The 16975-nt window shown below is 71.4% G+C and carries 19 protein-coding genes; 9 read left to right on the forward strand and 10 right to left on the reverse strand.

Features of this window, described 5'->3' with window-relative positions:
• Positions 1-27 precede the first annotated feature (27 nt).
• Together ACTWQO_RS34530 and ACTWQO_RS34535 are read right to left on the reverse strand one after the other, a co-directional pair.
• Positions 28-1323: an ABC transporter substrate-binding protein gene (locus tag ACTWQO_RS34530; RefSeq protein ID WP_443241320.1), complete on the reverse strand. Its 1296-nt coding sequence runs from the start codon at positions 1321-1323 to the stop codon at positions 28-30.
• Positions 1292-1849 carry a hypothetical protein gene (locus ACTWQO_RS34535; RefSeq protein ID WP_443241321.1) on the reverse strand — a complete coding sequence of 186 codons (558 nt, stop codon included), beginning with the start codon at positions 1847-1849 and terminating at the stop codon, positions 1292-1294. The genes ACTWQO_RS34530 and ACTWQO_RS34535 overlap by 32 nt, the downstream gene beginning before the upstream one ends.
• Positions 1850-1972: 123 nt before the next feature.
• Between ACTWQO_RS34535 and ACTWQO_RS34540 the strand changes: the two genes are divergently transcribed.
• The 3 genes from ACTWQO_RS34540 to ACTWQO_RS34550 are packed head-to-tail and all read left to right on the forward strand — an operon-like array spanning position 1973 to position 5885.
• Positions 1973-2449, forward strand: a complete 477-nt coding sequence (locus ACTWQO_RS34540; RefSeq protein ID WP_443241322.1) for a hypothetical protein — start codon at positions 1973-1975, stop codon at positions 2447-2449.
• Positions 2449-5181, forward strand: a complete 2733-nt coding sequence (locus ACTWQO_RS34545) for an ABC transporter permease subunit (protein ID WP_443241323.1) — start codon at positions 2449-2451, stop codon at positions 5179-5181. Before ACTWQO_RS34540 ends, ACTWQO_RS34545 begins: the two co-directional genes overlap by 1 nt.
• Entirely contained in the window at positions 5178-5885 is a 708-nt protein-coding gene (locus ACTWQO_RS34550; RefSeq protein WP_443241324.1) for an ATP-binding cassette domain-containing protein, read from the forward strand. The genes ACTWQO_RS34545 and ACTWQO_RS34550 overlap by 4 nt, the downstream gene beginning before the upstream one ends.
• Here the strand turns inward: ACTWQO_RS34550 and ACTWQO_RS34555 are convergent.
• Together ACTWQO_RS34555 and ACTWQO_RS34560 are read right to left on the reverse strand one after the other, a co-directional pair.
• Complete coding sequence (locus tag ACTWQO_RS34555) at positions 5791-6417, reverse strand: transglycosylase family protein (RefSeq protein ID WP_443241325.1); 627 nt, start codon at positions 6415-6417, stop codon at positions 5791-5793. The two genes, ACTWQO_RS34550 and ACTWQO_RS34555, sit on opposite strands and share 95 nt — an antisense overlap.
• Before the next feature lie 114 nt (positions 6418-6531).
• Positions 6532-7167 carry a LysM peptidoglycan-binding domain-containing protein gene (locus ACTWQO_RS34560; RefSeq protein ID WP_443241326.1) on the reverse strand — a complete coding sequence of 212 codons (636 nt, stop codon included), beginning with the start codon at positions 7165-7167 and terminating at the stop codon, positions 6532-6534.
• Positions 7168-7703: 536 nt separating this feature from the next.
• Here ACTWQO_RS34560 and ACTWQO_RS34565 point away from each other — a divergent pair.
• Positions 7704-8480, forward strand: a complete 777-nt coding sequence (locus ACTWQO_RS34565) for a hypothetical protein (RefSeq protein WP_443241327.1) — start codon at positions 7704-7706, stop codon at positions 8478-8480.
• A 172-nt stretch (positions 8481-8652) separates the two neighbouring features.
• Positions 8653-9036 (forward strand): hypothetical protein, encoded by a 384-nt coding sequence (locus ACTWQO_RS34570; RefSeq protein WP_443241328.1) that lies wholly within the window; start codon positions 8653-8655, stop codon positions 9034-9036.
• Between the two features lie 47 nt (positions 9037-9083).
• On the opposite strand, the gene der is transcribed toward ACTWQO_RS34570, so the two are convergent.
• From der to aroH, 5 genes are all read right to left on the reverse strand, one after another.
• The gene (gene der / locus ACTWQO_RS34575; protein WP_443241329.1) at positions 9084-10559 is read right to left on the reverse strand and encodes a ribosome biogenesis GTPase Der; all 1476 of its coding nucleotides are present in this window, start codon (positions 10557-10559) and stop codon (positions 9084-9086) included.
• A 74-nt stretch (positions 10560-10633) separates the two neighbouring features.
• Entirely contained in the window at positions 10634-11221 is a 588-nt protein-coding gene (locus ACTWQO_RS34580) for a lysophospholipid acyltransferase family protein (RefSeq protein ID WP_301987245.1), read from the reverse strand.
• 53 nt (positions 11222-11274) lie between these two features.
• Positions 11275-11970, reverse strand: a complete 696-nt coding sequence (cmk, locus tag ACTWQO_RS34585; protein ID WP_443241330.1) for a (d)CMP kinase — start codon at positions 11968-11970, stop codon at positions 11275-11277.
• Between the two features lie 216 nt (positions 11971-12186).
• Positions 12187-13272 carry a prephenate dehydrogenase gene (locus ACTWQO_RS34590; RefSeq protein WP_443241331.1) on the reverse strand — a complete coding sequence of 362 codons (1086 nt, stop codon included), beginning with the start codon at positions 13270-13272 and terminating at the stop codon, positions 12187-12189.
• Positions 13269-13631 carry a chorismate mutase gene (gene aroH / locus ACTWQO_RS34595; RefSeq protein ID WP_301978730.1) on the reverse strand — a complete coding sequence of 121 codons (363 nt, stop codon included), beginning with the start codon at positions 13629-13631 and terminating at the stop codon, positions 13269-13271. The genes ACTWQO_RS34590 and aroH overlap by 4 nt, the downstream gene beginning before the upstream one ends.
• Before the next feature lie 227 nt (positions 13632-13858).
• Here aroH and ACTWQO_RS34600 point away from each other — a divergent pair, with 227 nt between their 5' ends.
• Genes ACTWQO_RS34600 through ACTWQO_RS34615 form a run of 4 tightly spaced genes read left to right on the forward strand, consistent with a single transcriptional unit; the run spans position 13859 to position 16297 of the window.
• Entirely contained in the window at positions 13859-14518 is a 660-nt protein-coding gene (locus ACTWQO_RS34600; protein ID WP_443241332.1) for a hypothetical protein, read from the forward strand.
• Between the two features lie 24 nt (positions 14519-14542).
• Positions 14543-15127, forward strand: coding sequence for a DUF6529 family protein (locus ACTWQO_RS34605; RefSeq protein WP_443241333.1), 585 nt, complete (start codon positions 14543-14545; stop codon positions 15125-15127).
• Positions 15124-15531 carry a Rieske (2Fe-2S) protein gene (locus tag ACTWQO_RS34610; RefSeq protein ID WP_443241334.1) on the forward strand — a complete coding sequence of 136 codons (408 nt, stop codon included), beginning with the start codon at positions 15124-15126 and terminating at the stop codon, positions 15529-15531. The genes ACTWQO_RS34605 and ACTWQO_RS34610 overlap by 4 nt, the downstream gene beginning before the upstream one ends.
• 22 nt (positions 15532-15553) lie before the next feature.
• Positions 15554-16297 (forward strand): nucleotidyltransferase domain-containing protein, encoded by a 744-nt coding sequence (locus ACTWQO_RS34615; RefSeq protein WP_443241335.1) that lies wholly within the window; start codon positions 15554-15556, stop codon positions 16295-16297.
• Here the strand turns inward: ACTWQO_RS34615 and ACTWQO_RS34620 are convergent.
• On the reverse strand, positions 16223-16975 hold the full coding sequence (locus tag ACTWQO_RS34620; protein ID WP_443241336.1) for a nucleotidyltransferase domain-containing protein: 753 nt from the start codon (positions 16973-16975) through the stop codon (positions 16223-16225). The genes ACTWQO_RS34615 and ACTWQO_RS34620 overlap by 75 nt on opposite strands.

The raw sequence follows: 16975 nt of genomic DNA on the forward strand, positions 1-16975 counted from the left end.
TGCGGACAGGGATGGTCCGCAAAGACGTCATTGCTCGTACGGCAGTTGCGGCACGTCGAAGCACGTGTCGTTCATGTCTCCCTGGGAGACCCAGCCCTTGTCGTCCTGCCAGCGGGCCACCGACAGACAGGTCCTGCGGGTTCTGGGCGGCTCGGCCAGCCGCTCGAACCGGACCGGAACCAACAGCCCGCCGGCGGTGTAGCCCTCGCTGCGGTTCATGAAGTCGTCGACACACGCGCGCGTGACGCCCTCCTGGGCACAGGACCGGGCCGCCTCCGTGAACCACGCCGCGGCGGCCCACCCCTCCAACTGCCACTGGGAGTGCGTCTTCAGGCCTTCGGTGGCGTCCCGGAACTCCCGTACGGCCTCATGGTCCGTGTCCTCGTAGTTCCGGCTGGATCCGGTCGCCCACAGGGCGTTGCGGCAGCGCGGCGAGTCCCTGTAGTCGTCGGGGACGGCGGACGTCCAGTTCTGTACGTTCGTGACCTTGGCGGTGACGTCGGCGCCGACGTCGTCCATCGCCTTGCACAACTGGGCGTTGCCGTGCCCGTCGATGGCGTCGAAGACGAGGTCGGCGCCCTGCTCCTTGAGGTCGGCCGCCACGGCACGGAAGTTGGACAGCGCGAAGTCGACCTGCTCGGTGACGACCTTGTAGCCCTCGGCCCTCAGTCCCCGCTCGACCAGCCGCGCGTAGGCGGCGGACGCGGCCTGGTTGTACGAGACGACGGCGGCCGTGCGGGCGCCGTGCTCGCGTTTGAAGTACCGGTAGACCTCGGTGCCGCCGTACTGCTTGCCGTCCCAGCCGGTCGTGCCGTCGCGGGGCGCGAGGCTGCCGTAGATGCCGTAGAGGTGCGGCCACGTGTCGTAGGCGGCGCCGATGGGCTGGCCGCCGATGTCGGGCACGCGCGCGCGTGAGACACGGGAGGCGCCCGCGTAGTCGAGCGCGGTGGTGGCGACCAGGGCGACGACCTCGTCCTCGTCGATGAGCTTGTGCACGCACTCGTTGTTGCCGACCCCGCTGCCGCCGTCGTCACACAGGCGCACCTCGACCGGGCGCCCGTCGATGCCCCCGCGCGCGTTGAGGCGGTCGAAGTAGGCCTTCGCGCCGTCGCGCGGGCCGGTGAAGGCGTTGCCGCCGACAGGGCTGGTGGCGCTGGTGATGATGCCGACGCGCAGCGGGGCACCGGCCGTCGCCTGTGGGGTCGTACGGCCGTCGCTCTCGAAGTCGCTCTCCGGCAGGCGGCTGCCGCAGGCCGTGCTCAGGGCGAGCAGCAGCACCGCGGCGAGGGCCTCAGCAGCCCGGGAGGGCCGACGCCGAGGCATTGCCGCTCATGCTCACCAGCGCGCACAGGGTCTTGGCGGACACCTTCCAGGCGCCGTCCTGCTCGACCGCCGTTCCGGAGGCGCCGGGCAGTGCGGTGGCGCCCTTCAGCGTCAGGTCGTACGTCACGTTCGCCTCGGTCGGCGAGGTGAACTCGACCGCGGTGACCTTCGCCTGGACCTGACCGCCGCGTTCGTCGCCGCTGAAGGCCGCCAGCACGGGCGCCATCCGGTCGCCGTTCTCGAGGACCGACTGCTTGTCCTGTGCCGAGGTCGCCGGATCGAAGAACTTCTGCCAGTTCTGCTTGATCTCCCGCTCGGCCGCCGCCGTGTCGGCGGGCCCCGACGCGGCCGGACTCGTCGGCTGCTCGGTCTGCTCGACCGTCGGTGTCGGCGGTGTCTCGCTGCTGCCGCCGCCCTCGTCGTCGCTGCAGGCCGCGAGGGCCGGGGCGAGGAAGAGGAGCAGCGCGGCCATGATCGCGGTACCGCGTCCCGCGTTCCCCCGCCTGAGGTCGCTCCCGAGAACCATCTGGCTCACCACCGGGTGTCGGTCCGGGCCGTGCGCGCCCGGTGCTTTCAGGGTCAGCTTGCAGAAGGCATAGTGCAAGCGATCGGCTGACATGGACAGACTCACGACGTGTGGGAGCCAGAGATGCGGACAGCCCGACTGCGGACCGTGCACCCCGTCCTCTGGGCCGCCTGGGCGGCGCTCGCCGCGGGCGCGGTGCTGTGTGTGATCGGCTGGTACGGCGTCTCCGGCGAGCGGTTCGCCGAGCGGCAGCTGCCCTACCTCGCGTCCTGCACGGTTCCGGGAGCCGCGTTGATCATCGCCGGTGCGGTGCTGCTGACGCATGGCCGCAACGCACTCGCCGCCGCGCGCGTGGAGGAGCTGTACGGCCTGCTGGTGGCCGCCGAGCCCGACGGCACGGTGGACTCCGGGCAGGCGGCGGCCGCGCCCCTCGCGGTCAGCGCGGATCTGCTGATGGTGCCGGGCGGCACGCTCTTCCACCGCGCGGACTGCCCGTTGGTCGCCGGGAAGACGGAGGCGGTGCCGGTGGACGGGAAGCTGGTGGCGAGCGGCGAGCTGGGGCCCTGCCCCATCTGTGAGCCCGCCGAAGCAGACGGCTGATGTCGTCCCTCACGTACGACCTCACGCTCGCCGGTCTGTCGGTCGGCAGCGCCGCCGCGCTCACCGGGATCGGCCTGATCGTGACGTACCGCGCGACCGGCGTGCTCAACTTCGCGCACGGGGCGATCGCCATGGTGTGCGCGTACGCGCTGCGGCAGTGCGTGGTCGAGTGGGGCTGGCCGCTGTGGCTCGGCGCGCTGGTGACGCTGGTGGTCCTGGCGCCGGGCCTGGGTGTGGTGCTGGAGCGTTTCGTCTTCCGCCCGCTGTCCGTGCTCGGCAGCGATCCGGCGCAGACGCTGGTGGCGTCGATCGGGGTCTTCGTGCTGCTGGTCGGCGGGGCGGCGCTGCTGTGGGGGCAGGGTGCGCGGGACGACGCTCCCGAGCTGGTGTCGGCGGACCCTTGGGGACAGCTGGCGGTGGTGGCCGTACTGGCGACCGGTGTCGGTGCGGTGATCCGGTGGACGCGGTTCGGGCGGGAGCTGCGGGCGGTCGTGGACGACCGTCAGCTGGCCGTGCTCGGCGGGATCGACGCGGACCGGGTGGCGGCGGCCGGCTGGGCGTTCGGGTCGTTCACGGCGGGTCTGACGGGCGTGCTGCTGGCGCCGTACGTCCGGCTGGACCCGTACGGACTGCCGCTGCTCGTCATGGAGGTCGTCGCGGTCGCGGTCGCGGCACGGATGCGCAGTCTGCCGGTCGCGGTCGTGACGGCGCTGGGGATCGGGGTGGCGCAGAGCCAGCTGACGCGGCTTCATCCCTCCGGTTGGGGCGAACCGTTGCTCCAGGCCGTCGGCGCGAACCTGTTCGTGGTGGCGCTGCTGATCGCGGCCCTCGTCCTGCCCCGCGTCGGCACCCGGGACGCACTGCCGCGCACGGCCACTGCGCGCGTGCCGACCCCGCCGGGCGCCTGGATAGTGGCGGTGGTCCTGTTCCTGCTGCCGCTGGGCTTCGCGGGCTCGGACCTCCATACGTCGGTGCAGGTGCCGGCGCTGGGCGTGGTGCTCCTCTCCCTGGTCGTCGTCACGGGCCGCGGCGGCCAGATCTCGCTCGGCCAGGCGGCGTACGCGGGTCTGGGCGCCCTCTTCACCGCCCTGCTCGCGGCGGGCCGCTTCCCCGGTCTGCCCCGCCTGCCGGAACTGGCCGCGCTGGCGGTGGCGGTGCTCCTGGTCGCGCCCCTGGGCCTGCTCACCGGCTGGCCGGCGATCAGCCGCCAGGGCCTGGCGCTGGCGCTGGCGACCTTCGCGGTCGGCGTGGGCGTGAGCCGCTTCGTGTTCGCGCAGCCGTACGCCACGTCGGGCCTCTCACTGGACCGCCCGGCCGGCTTCGACGGGGACCGCGCGTACTACGTCCTGGAGTTGGCCCTGCTGGCAGCCGCGCTCCTCGCGACGCACGCGCTGCGCAGGGGCCGTACGGGCAGAGCCCTCGCGGCCATGCGCGACCACGAATCGGGCGCGTCGGCGGCAGGCGTAAAGGTCCCGTCCCTCAAACTCCTGGCCTTCGTCTCCGGCGCCGCCCTGGCCGCCCTCGGCGGCGGCATGCTCGGCATGGGTCTCCGCGCCTTCGACCCCGGCGCGTACGACCCCGTCCGCGGCCTGCTGTGGTTCGCGGCGGTGGTGGTCCTGGGCGCCGACTCCACCCTGGGCGCACTGGCGGCAGCCGCCCTCCTCGTCGGCCTGGACGCGGGTGCGCGAGGCGGCGTGGCAGCGGCCCTGATCGGCGTACTGGCAGTACTGGTCGGCCGGTTCCCCGGAGGACCGTACGAGGCACTGCGAACGGCGACGAGACGCCTACGGCCACGGCGGAACGCGGGACTGACGACGGCGGGGGTGGCTCTACGGTGGCGCCTACAACGACCGGAACAGGACCGGACCCCTCACCCGGAACCGACGACCGCGACGACCACCGACGGTGCAGCCACGGCTACGACAACCGACACGAGGCTCCGCCAGGGACTACCCACAGGCCACATCAGCGCCCAGTCCCCGCAGCAACCACCCGCACCCGACGACGAAACTGTCACGGGTGGTGCGGGTGGGATCCCCAAACCAGTCCTCACCACCCGCCACCTCCACGCCGACTACGGCGGCTTCACCGCACTCGACGACATCGACCTCGACGTCCCCCGAGGCCGGATCACCGCCATCGTCGGCCCCAACGGCGCAGGCAAGAGCACCCTGTTCCACTGCCTCGCCGGCACCCTGCGCCCCGCACAAGGCCAGGTACGGCTCGACGACCGGGACATCACCCGGCTGCCCGCCCACGCCCGCACCCGACTCGGCATCGCACGGACGTTCCAGCAACTGGCCGTTTTCCCCTCGTTGACCGTGGCCGAAAATGTTCGCGTGGGCGCCGAGCAAGGGCGGATCGCCGATCAGGCGGCTGTAGAGCGGGCGCTGCGGCTGCTCGGTCTCGACGGGCCGGTCCGGGAACTGCCCGCCGCGGGCCTGCCCACCGGCACCCTGCGCAGGGTGGAGCTGGCCCGAGCCCTCGCGGGCAGCCCGCGCGTGCTGCTGCTCGACGAGCCCGCCGCGGGCCTGGACACCGCCGAAGTGACCGCGCTGGCCCGCATCCTGAAGGCCCTCGCCGCCGACGGCACCGCCCTGCTCGTCGTCGAGCACGATCTCGACCTGGTCGCCGACCTCGCCGACGTCGTCCACGTCATGGCGGCGGGCCGCATCGTCGCCTCCGGCCCGCCCGACCGCGTACTGGACACGCTGGAGGCGGCCGGCCAATGACCACCACGATCTCCCTGCGGCACGGGCGCGTGCGCTACGGCCCCCTGGAAGCCCTGCACGGCATCACCCTCGCCGCCCCCGGCCCCGGCCTCACCGTCCTGTTGGGCCGCAACGGATCCGGCCGTACGACGGCCCTGCGCGCCCTGGCCGGAACCGTGCCCCTGTCCGGGGGCGCGGTGGTGTGGGACGGCGTCGACGTGACCCGGACGCCGGCGTTCGAACGGGCCCGGCGCGGGCTGTGCATGGTCCCGGAAAGGCAGGCGGTGTTCGGCTCCCTCACCGTCCGCGAGAACCTCGAACTGGCGGCGGCCGACGCGACCCCCGCCCTTGACGCCTACCCTCAGCTGACGCCCCTGCTGCCGCGCCGGGCCGGCACCCTCTCCGGCGGCGAGCAGCGCATGCTCGCGCTCTCCCGCGCCCTGCTGGCACGCGCGCGCGTGGTACTCGTCGACGAACCTACGCAGGGCATGTCCGCCACGGTCGCGGCACGGACGTACGAACTGCTGGCCGCACTCGACGCGTGTGTGGTCGTCGCCGAGCAGCGGCTGCCGCCCGCCCTCGACGGCCGGACGGCGCTCGGGTACGAACTGCGCCGCGGTGCCGTCGTGTTCAGCGGCGAGGCGGGGGAACTTCAGCGTCGGGCAGCGGCGGACCGAAGAGACCGGGGGCCGGGTCCTGCGCACGGTCCTCGCCCTCCGGGATGACCAGCAGTATGTCCACCTTCAGCTGGTCGGGACGGCGGCCGAGCCGTTTCTTGTTGGCCTTGTGGAGCGCCTGCCAGCCGCCCCTGACGCCGTATCTGCGGGCGATCGACGTCAGCGTGTCGCCGCGCTGCACGGCATGCATCCGGCCCTTGAGCCCGTATCGCTTGGAGCAGACGGGCCAGGCCTCCCAGCCCTGCACGGCCACCACCTTCCGGGCGATGGCGATCTGCTCCTCGCGCGAGGCGAGATCCGCGCGCGGGGCGTACTTCAGGCCGCCGAAGTCCTCCCAGGTGGCCTGCCCGAACTGCAACCCTCCGTAGAAGCCGTTGCCGGAGTTGACGTTCCAGCGCCCGCTGCTCTCGCACTCGGCGAGGCAGCCCCAGGGCCACTTGCCCTTGCCGCATTCACGAGGGCCGAGCAGCGTGTCGAGCAGCGGAACGGGGACCGGCAGCGGCGGCACCTCGTGCGCGGCGGCCGGCGTGACGGTGGCGAGCAGCGCCGCCACGGCGAGCGTGATCAGCTTGGTGTACATCGGCTCACGCTAAGCAGTGCGCCGCGTACGGCCGCCGCGGCGCGTCCGGTGCGCCGAGGGGCCCCACCCGGTCGGCGCACCAGGCGGGGCCCCGTGCCCGGGGCAGGGGGCGGCTCAGATGTCGAGGCGCTGTCCGGGCACGATCACATCGGGATCACTGCCGATGACGGCCTTGTTGGCGGCGTGGATCCGCTGCCAGGTGGTCCCGTACCGGGCGGCGATGCCGCTCAGGGTGTCGCCCTGGCGGACCGTGTAGTCGCCGCGGGACGCACTGCGGTCGGTGTGGGTCGTCGACGAGCGTTCCGGCGCCTTCGGCGGAGCCGCCTTCGTCGTGGCCGAGCCGGTCGCGGGAGCCGCGGGTGCGCTGCCGTACGCTCCGGCCCGTGCCGAGCAGGTCGGCCAGGCGCCCCAACCCTGGGCGCGCTGGACCTTGGTGGCTACCGCGATCTGCTGTTCCCTGGAGGCCTGGTCGGCCGTAGGCGCGTAGGCCGTGCCGCCGTACGCGCGCCAGGTGCCGGCGGCGAACTGCAGTCCGCCGTAGTAGCCGTTACCGGTGCTGATGTGCCAGTTGCCGCCGCTCTCGCACTGGGCGATGCGGTCCCAGACCCCGCCGTCCGCCGCCGCGGCGTTGCCGCTCGCGGCCAGCAGTCCGAGGGGGGCGAGCAGAGCGGCCCCGGCGAGGACCGCCGTCGTACGTGTCGTACTCGTCTTGCGGACGTTGTCGCGGTTGGTATCGGCACAATCGGACATGGAAATCCCTCTCCACGGACCCGGGGTCCCCCAAGGCCGGGCGCACGTCCCGCGATTGGTCGCGGTCGGCGCGCTCAGCCCCGTCCGCCGGAGGCTGTACGACGAGCTGGCTTGGTGCGGCCGGCGGACGTTCCCGAGCGGTGCTCGTTGCACACGGCGGAGGAATGTACGGCACGACGGTGGGGTGGTATCAACCAACTCCTTGTCATTCCAGGCCAGTTCGCCGTTACCTCGGGTATCGGCGATTTTCGGACACCCACTTCATTCGTGAATTTCAGGATTTGTCGACCAGACATCCAGATGATCTGTGACCCACATCACCGATCCAACTTCCTTGGATTTCCCAGCACTTGACAGGGAGTGTCCGATTCCGGACCCGCTGTGACCCAGCGCATCGGATGGTTCGACTCCGTTCGCCTTGGAGCGTGACTCCCGCCACAGATCGCCCGTTGTCTCTTCATGAGCCCGGGACCCGCCCGGTTCACGGGCCGGGAGCCACCCGGTCCCGATACGCACCACATCCGAGGGAGCCACCCGTGCCGCGCATGCTCGACGTCAGCGACGACGTACGCGCCGAGATCGGCGACGATGAAGCCGACCGGCTGCTCGCCGGAGAGAACGCCCCTGGCAGTTACGACTGCACGTCCTGCCGCACCCCGGGCGACTCCGAGCAGGAGCGCACCAGCACCGTCCTGTTCATCGGCGACGAGACCGCCGTCCTCGCCTTCGCCCACGCCACCTGCCTGCCCTCGCAGGTCGTCCAGGTCACCGAGGAGCAACTGCGGGGCGCGGTGCGCTCCATCAGCGGCGACACGGTGGACCTGGAGCCCGACAAGATCGTCCCCGAGCAGGCCGTGCTCGGCGTGACCAGCGGACTCGTCCTGATCGCCGGTGAGTTGCACCCGGCGCTGGTCGTCGAGCCGACCGCGCCCATCGTGCGGCCCGGTGCGACGGGCGCCGGCGACGACTTTCTGCCGCTGCTCATCGAGCAGGGTTTCATGCCGCTCACGGCGATCGAGTCGGTGCCGTCGGTGTTGCACGGCTGGTCGGTGCTGCTGGCGATGGGGCAGTTGCATGCGGTGCTCCAACCCTCCGGGGGGCAGCCGGTCGCTTGGTGGCAGGCGCATCAGCCGTTGCAGGTGACGGATGGGTGGCGGACCGCCGCGAACAAGCATCAGCAGGTGTTGATGTTCGCGGCGCCTGTGGGGGCGATTGGGCGGCAGCCGCGGGAGGATCTGTTGCGGGATGCGTTGGATAAAGCGGCGGCCAACGGCAAGCTTGTCGCTGCGGCTTTGCCTTTGGCCGGGACGTGAGTGCCTACTGTCCGGGGACTTGCTGTTGAGTGGCGGCTGCGGGTTCGTTGTGGCTTGTCGCGCAGTTCCCCGCGCCCCTCAGCGGCATCAAGCGCGCCCCTAATGCATCAGTGACCTGCGATATCGGATTCTGCGGCCGCATCTCTTGTGGCCTGGTGTCGTTTGGACATACGTGCACGCATACGACGTTCCCCGCCGCCCGTCCTTCTCGTCGATTCCGGCCGCTCGGGCGGCTGCGGAGAGTTCGGGTGGGTCATCGGCCACGCCGATCTACGACGCGCTCTACGCCGAGTACGTCAAGTCCTTCCGTACGTTGCCGGGTGACCGCAGGGGCGAGGAGGAGTTCGGGTTTGTCGCGTTCGGGTATCTCGACCACGGCGGATCCGGTCCGGGTTCGTGCAGCAGCTCGTACGGCGCCTACAGCATGGGGGCGTACAGCACCCGGCACGGCGGCGGGCAGCAGTCGCAGTGGCAGCGGGTCGGGCAGGTCCGGCCGCAGGGTGGGGGCATGCACCATGTGCCGGCGCTGCCGCCGGGGCCGCGGCGCGGCATCTGAGGTGTGAAGGGAAAGGGCGGCTCCGGTCGGAGCCGCCCTTTCGCTGTCTACTTCTTCTTGCCGCGCTTCTCGCGCACCCGCACGGAGATATGGATCGGCGTCCCCTCGAAGCCGAACTCCTCGCGCAGCCGGCGTTCGATGAAGCGCCGGTAGCCCGCCTCGATGAAGCCGGAGGCGAAGAGCACGAACCGCGGGGGCTTGGTGCCGGCCTGGGTGCCGAAGAGGATGCGGGGCTGCTTGCCGCCACGGACGGGGTGCGGGTGGGCGGCGACCAGTTCGCCGAGGAAGGCGTTGAGGCGTCCGGTCGGGACGCGGGTCTCCCAGCCGTCGAGGGCCGTCTCGATCGCGGGGACCAGCTTCTCCATGTGGCGGCCGGTGCGCGCGGAGACGTTCACCCGCGGCGCCCACGCCACCTGGCCGAGCTCGGTCTCGATCTCCCGCTCCAGGTAGTAGCGGCGCTCCTCGTCGAGGGTGTCCCACTTGTTGAAGGCGAGGACGATCGCACGTCCGGCCTCGACGGCCATCGTCACGATCCGCTGGTCCTGCACCGAGATGCTCTCGGAGGCGTCGATGAGGATCACCGCCACCTCGGCCTTCTCCACCGCGGCCGCGGTGCGCAGCGAGGCGTAGTAGTCGGCGCCCTGCTGGAGGTGGACGCGCTTGCGGATACCGGCCGTGTCGACGAACTTCCAGATGACGCCGCCGAGTTCGATCAGTTCGTCGACCGGGTCGCGGGTGGTGCCCGCGATCTCGTTGACGACGACGCGCTCCTCGTTCGCCACCTTGTTCAGCAGTGAGGACTTGCCGACGTTCGGGCGGCCGATGAGAGCGATGCGGCGCGGGCCGCCGACCCCGGTGCCGAAGGTCTGCGCGGGCGCCTCAGGGAGCGCCTCCAGGACCTGGTCCAGCATGTCGCCGGTGCCGCGACCGTGCAGCGCGGAGACCGGGTACGGCTCGCCGAGACCGAGCGACCACAGGTACGCCGCGTCGGCCTCACCGCTCGGCCCGTCCACCTTGTTGGCGGCGAGGACCACGGGCTTGCCGGCCTTGCGCAGCAGTCGTACGACCGCCTCGTCGGTGTCGGTCGCGCCGACCTTGGCGTCGACGACGAACACGACGGCGTCGGCGGCCTCGATGGCGTACTCGGCCTGCGCGGCCACGGAGGCGTCGATGCCGAGGACGTCCTGCTCCCAGCCGCCGGTGTCGACGACCTTGAAGCGGCGGCCCGCCCACTCGGCCTCGTAGGTGACACGGTCGCGGGTGACGCCCGGCTTGTCCTCGACGACGGCCTCGCGGCGGCCGATGATGCGGTTCACCAGAGTCGACTTGCCGACGTTCGGCCGGCCGACGACGGCGAGCACCGGCAACGGGCCGTGGCCGGCCGCCTCGATCGCGCCCTCCACGTCCTCGAGGTCGAAGCCCTCCTCGACGGCGAGCTCCATGAACTCCGCGTACTCGGCGTCGCCAAGTGCTCCGTGGTCGTGCTCCTCGCCCGAGCCGTCGGAGTGGATCTGGTCGTTCATGAAGTCCGTACCTCGTTCAGTGTGGTGATCGGTGGATTCCCCCGATCTCGGGTGATCCACTACTCAAGTGTCGCTCAGCGCCCGGTCAGGCGCCTGGCGTTTTCCAGGTGCGCGGTGAGCTGCTTCTGGATGCGTTCGGTCGCCTCGTCGAGCGCCTTGCGCGTCCGCCGCCCGCTGCCGTCGCCCGCCTCGAAAGGGTCGCCGAAGACGACGTCGATGCGGGAGCGCAGCGCGGGCAGCGCCTTTATCAACCGTCCGGGCCGCTCGGTGCTTCCCAGGACGGCGACGGGGACGATCGGGGCGCCGCTGCGCACCGCGAAGTACGCGAGCCCGGATCGCAGCGCGGCGAAGTCGCCCTCGCCCCGGGTGCCCTCCGGGAAGATGCCGAGCACACCGCCGGCCGCCAGCACGTCCAGGGCCTGGGTGATGGCCGTACGGTCGGCGGTCGAGCGGTCCACCTCCAGCTGGCCGACGGCCCGCATGAAGGGGGCGAGCGGGCCGACGAACGCTTCCTTCTTGACCAGGAAGTGCGAGGCCCGGGGCGCCACGCCGATGACCATCGGGCCGTCGATGTTGTGCGAGTGGTTGACGGCGAGGATCACCGGGCCGGTCGCGGGGACCCGCCAGCCGCCCAGGACGCGCGGCTTCCACAGCCCGTACATCAGGCCGACGCCGATACGCCGCCCGACCTCCGCGCCCCGCTCCGATGATGCCGTCACTTCGCTGCTCGCTTCTCCTCGACGAGGGTGACGACGCACTCGATGACCTGCTGGAGTGTGAGGTCGGAGGTGTCCACCTCGGCCGCGTCGTCGGCCTTCGCCAGCGGCGAGGTCTTGCGGCTGGAGTCGGCCGCGTCCCGCTTCAGCAGCGCCTCACGGGTCGAGTGGACGTCCGACCCCTTGAGCTCACCGCTGCGGCGGGCGGCACGCGCCTCCGGGGAGGCGGTGAGGAAGATCTTCAGGTCGGCGTCGGGCAGCACCGTCGTACCGATGTCGCGGCCCTCGACGACGATGCCCCGTGCGGCGGAGGCCGCGATCGAGCGCTGCAGCTCGGTGATCCGCGCCCGCACCTCGGGCACCGCGCTGACCGCGCTGACCTTGGCGGTGACCTCCTGGGTGCGGATCGGCCCGGCGACGTCCGTGCCGTCGACCGTGATCGTCGGGTTGTCCGGGTCGGTACCGGAGACGATCTCCGGCTTTCCGGCCGCGGCGGCGATCTCCGACGGGTCGTCGGTGTCGATCCCGTTGGTCACCATCCACCAGGTGATCGCCCGGTACTGGGCGCCGGTGTCCAGGTAGCTCAGGCCCAGCTGCGCGGCCACGGCCTTGGACGTGCTCGACTTGCCCGTGCCGGAGGGGCCGTCGATGGCGACAATCACGGCCGGGGCGGTCGGGGCGGCGCCGTTTTCCACGGATGGACACCTTCCTGGTGCGGTGCGGTGGGAGTGAGCGGGGCGCGATCGTGCCCCGCACAAGGTTACTGGGTTCGGGTCACTCGTCCGGCCCACGGCGGAGCGCTCCGCGGGTTGTGCCGATATACGGCTCCGCCGCGGGGGCTCGGGCTGTCGATCGTCTGCGGGCTCGTCGGGGCTGGTCGCGCAGTTCCCCGCGCCCCTTTGGGGCGCGGGCTACTGCCGGATCGCCCAGCCCCGCTCCCGCAACGCCGCCGTCAGCACGGGGGCCGCCTGTGGCTGCACCATCAGCTGCATCAGACCGACCTGCTGCCCGGTCGCGTGCTCGATGCGTACGTCCTCGATGTTGACCCCGGCCCGTCCCGCGTCGGCGAAGATGCGGGCCAGCTGCCCGGGCTGGTCGTCGATGAGCACGACCACGACCTCGTACACCTGCGGCGCGGCCCCGTGCTTGCCGGGGACCCGGACCTGGCCGGCGTTGCCCCGGCGCAGGACGTCCTCGATGCCGGCGCTGCCCTCGCGGCGCTTGGCGTCGTCGGAGGACTGCAGGGCGCGCAGGGCGCGGACCGTCTCGTCGAGGTCGGCGGAGACGTCGGCGAGGAGGTCGGCGACCGGCCCCGGGTTCGCGGAGAGGATGTCGATCCACATACCGGGGTCGGACGCGGCGATCCGGGTCACATCGCGGATGCCCTGCCCACACAGTCGTACGGCCGCCTCGTCGGCGTTCTCCAGACGTGCGGCGACCATGCTGGAGACCAGGTGGGGCATGTGGGAGACCAGGGCGACGGCGCGGTCGTGGGCGTCGGCGTCCATGACGACCGGCACCGCGCGGCAGTGCGAGACCAGTTCCAGGGCGAGGTTCAGCACCTCGGTGTCGGTGTCCCGGGTCGGCGTGAGCACCCAGGGGCGGCCCTCGAAGAGATCACCGGTCGCGGCCAGCGGGCCGGACTTCTCACGGCCCGACATGGGGTGGGTGCCGATGTACGACGACAGGTTGAGACCGAGCGCCTCGAGTTCGCGGCGGGGGCCGCCCTTGACGCTGGCCACGTCGAGGTAGCCGCGGGCCACGCCCCGGCGCATGGCGTCGGCGAGCACCCCGGCCACATGGGCGGGCGGGGCGGCGACGATCGCGAGGTCGACGGGGCCCTCGGGCGCCTCGTCCGAGCCGGCGCCGAGCGCGGCCGCTGTCCGGGCCTGCTCCGGATTGTGATCGGCGAGGTGGACGACGACGCCTCGCTTGGCCAGGGCCAGGGCGGCGGAGGTGCCGATGAGGCCGGTGCCGATGACGAGTGCGGTCCTCACTGGGCGATGTCCTTACGCAGGGCGGCCGCGGCGCCGAGGTAGACGTGCGCGATGTCGGCCCGGGGCTTGTCGGACTCGATGTGCGCGAGGACACGGACGACTCGCGGCATGGCGCCCTGGATGTCCAGTTCCTGCGCGCAGATCAGCGGTACGTCGACGATGCCGAGCTTGCGGGCGGCGGCGGCCGGGAAGTCGCAGTGCAGGTCGGGCGTGGCCGTGAACCAGATGCTGATCAGGTCGTCCGCGGTGAGGTCGTTCCGCTCCAGGACGGCGGTGAGCAGGGCTCCGACCTGCTCGTCCATGTGGCCGGCCTCGTCCACCTCGAGTTGGACGGCGCCTCGGACCGCTCGTACCGCCACGGCTTGGCTCCTTGCTGATGTACGGATCGCTGGCCCGTCCAGCGTAGTCAGCCCCGGTCGAGCGGTGGCGGGGCGCCCGCCCGCTGAGACGGGGCATCAGGCCCGTCAATGTCCCCCGAATCACCCTATTCCGCCACTTGGGGTCAGAACGCCCCTGTGCGCCTCTGGACGCCGGCCCGTCGGGTCCGCTCTCATGGGGCAGGAAGCTCGCCTCGGGGGAGGCCGTCATGAAGCGCTCCGGACCACTGTTCACTCTTCTCGCGGGACTGGTGCTCGGCTTGTTCATGCTGTCGCTCAACGCGACGACGGGGTCGAAGAGCGCGTCGTCCTCGTACACGGAGGAGTCGCCTTCGCCGAAGGCCTCCCCGACGCCCACGAAGACGACCGCGTCCCCCTCCCCCACGCCCTCCCGGACTCCCGTGCCCGACGCCGACTACACGGGCCGCACGACGGACGACTCCGCCTCCGTCGCCGTCTCCCTGCGTGATGGCAAGGCGGTCGCGTACTTCTGCGACGGCCGCGACAAGGAGTCGTGGCTGAAGGGCGACGTCGAGGACGACGGCACCATGCGGCTCACCGGCAAGAACGGCGCGAAGCTCAACGGCACCCTCGAGGGCAAGCAGATCAGCGGCACCGTCGACGTCGACGGCGGGCACTACGACTTCACCGCCGGCCGGGCCAAGAAGCCGGACGGGCTGTACCGGGCGACCGGCAGGGCCGGCGACGCCGACGTCGACGGGGGCTGGATCGTACGGCAGGGCGGCCGGCAGCAGGTCGGCATCCTCACTGTCGACGGCGAGCCCTCCCCCGCACCACGGATCGACCCGGAGACCGGTGCGGTGACGGTCGACGGAGAGCAGCTCACGGCCCGGCCAGTCACCCCCTGATCCTCTGCTCACGGGAGTCGAGCAATGACCGTCGACCCGAACGCCGCCACCCAGGACTTTCCCTCGCCCGAGCCCGGCCACCGCCGCCCGCACCCGGCCCGCTATCTGGTCCCGGCGCTGGTCGCCGCCGCGGTGGCGATCGCCCTCGGGGTGTACGGCAAGGTCCACGACCCGGCGGGGACCGCCTTCAACCTCGCCGGATTCAGCAGCACGGGGGCGGTGAAGTCATGGCTGGCGACGGCGGCGATCTTCTTCGCGCTCGTCCAGGTCGTCTCGGCGCTGATGGTGTACGGCAAGCTGCCGGGCCCCGGCTGGTCGTCGGCGCTGCACCGCTGGTCGGGGCGGGTGGCGTTTTTGGTGTCTGTTCCGGTTGCGGTGCACTGCCTGTATGCGCTGGGCTATCAGACGTACGAAACGAGGGTTTTGTGGCACTCCATCCTGGGTTGCTTCTTCTTCGGTGCTTTCAGTGCCAAGATGCTGCTGCTCCGTTCGGAGCGCCTCCCCAACTGGCTGCTGCCGATCGTCGGCGGGCTTGTCTTCACCGTCCTGACGATCGTCTGGCTGACCTCCGCCCTCTGGTTCTTCCGCACCTTCGGAGTGACGACATGACCCCTGATCCGACCCGGCGCACGGTGCTCCTCGCCACGGGCGCGGCGGCGCTTCTCGTGGGCTGCAGCGAGTACGGCGACGACGGGGGCGACTCCGCGGAGGAGAACGCCTCCCCCGGTCAGGAGCTGGCGAAGACGTCCGACATCCCGGTCGGCGGCGGCACGATCTTCAAGGACGAGAAGGTCGTCGTGACCCAGCCCAAGGAAGGCGACTTCAAGGCCTTCTCGAACATCTGCACCCACCAGCAGTGTCCCGTGGCGAGCGTCTCGGGCGGCACCATCAACTGCACCTGCCACGGCAGCAAGTTCAGCATCGAGGACGGCTCGGTGAAGAACCCCCCGGCGACGAAGGCGCTGCCCGAGAAGCAGATCACCGTGGACGGAAATTCGATCCGCCTCGCGTGAACCGCCGCGTACGCTGCCGGGCATGCAGCCCGAGGCCCTGGTGCGCGACCACACGATCTACTCCTGCGTGATGGGTTCGCGCGCCTTCGGCCTGGCCACGGACGCCAGCGACACCGACCGCCGGGGCGTATACGCGGCACCCACTCCCCTCTTCTGGCGGTTCGAGAAGCCGCCGACCCATGTGGAGGGACCGGCCGAGGAGCAGTTCAGCTGGGAGCTGGAGCGCTTCTGCGAGCTGGCCCTGCGCGCCAACCCGAACGTCCTGGAGTGCCTGCACTCCCCGCTCGTGGAGTACGTCGACGACACGGGCCGCGAGCTGATCGCCCTGCGCGGCGCGTTCCTCTCCCGCCAGGCCCACGAGACATTCGCCCGGTACTCCCTGGACCAGCGCCACAAGCTCGACGCCGACGTCCGCAATCACGGCGCCCCGCGCTGGAAGCACGCCATGCATCTGCTGCGCCTGCTGATGAGCGCCCGCGACCTGCTGCGCACGGGCGAGCTCACGATCGACGTCGGCGACCGCCGCGAACCACTGCTGGCGGTGAAACGCGGTGAGGTCCCCTGGCCCGAGGTCGAGTCCTGGATGACCCGCCTGGCGACGGAGACGGACGAGGCGTACCGGCACAGCCCACTCCCCGCCGAACCGGACCACCGCCGCATCGAGGACTTCCTCGCCCGCGCCCGCCGGGCGTCAGCCCTCCAGCCGGATCCGTACGACGAAATCGTGCAGGGCGTCGTACACGGCCGGAACATCCGGCAGGACTGACGCCGCCTGCGCCTCGTCCAGCACTCCATGCAGCCGCTCGATGTCGCCCTGCACGCGCGCGTGATCGACATCGGCCGCCCCGTGCTCCTGTTCCGCCTTCGCCGTGATCAGCTCCGGTACGTAGGCCGGTGCCTCGGCGATCTCCGTGAGCAGTGTGGGCAGATGGGCCCGCACCTCGCCGCTGCGCATCAGATGGATGCCGGTGAGCAGCACACGGAACGTGTAGAGCAGCGGCTTGAGTTCGCCGGTCTTCTCGAACAGCCGCCACTGTGTCACCGCGAAGCCTCGGTAGTGGTGGGCGTGGTGGCTGGTGAGGACGCCGGGTGCGAGGGCGGCGAGTTCCCGGTGGGCGTCGGTGGTGTGCACGACGAGCGGCGACAGCAACTGCTCCAGCACGTAGCCGTTGCGGCGCAGCATCAGCCGTACGAACTTGCGCAGGTCGTGTGTGACGAGGTCCATCTCGACGCCGTCCCGGTCCCACATCCTGGACCGGGTCTCCTCGGGCTCCCGCAGTCCGACCAGATCGGCGGCCGGCAGCAGATGCACGCCCCGCAGGTCCACGTCCGAGTCGCGGGACGGGAAGCCGTACAGGTGGGCTCCGGAGACGGTGGCGAACAGCAGCGGGTCGGGCTGCTCGGCCACCACGGGTGTCAGGTCGATGTCCAGGGCGTCGATCAT

Origin of the sequence: Streptomyces sp. 4N124, assembly GCF_052245395.1 — a bacterium.
In the GTDB taxonomy this organism is placed as follows: Bacteria; Actinomycetota; Actinomycetes; order Streptomycetales; family Streptomycetaceae; genus Streptomyces.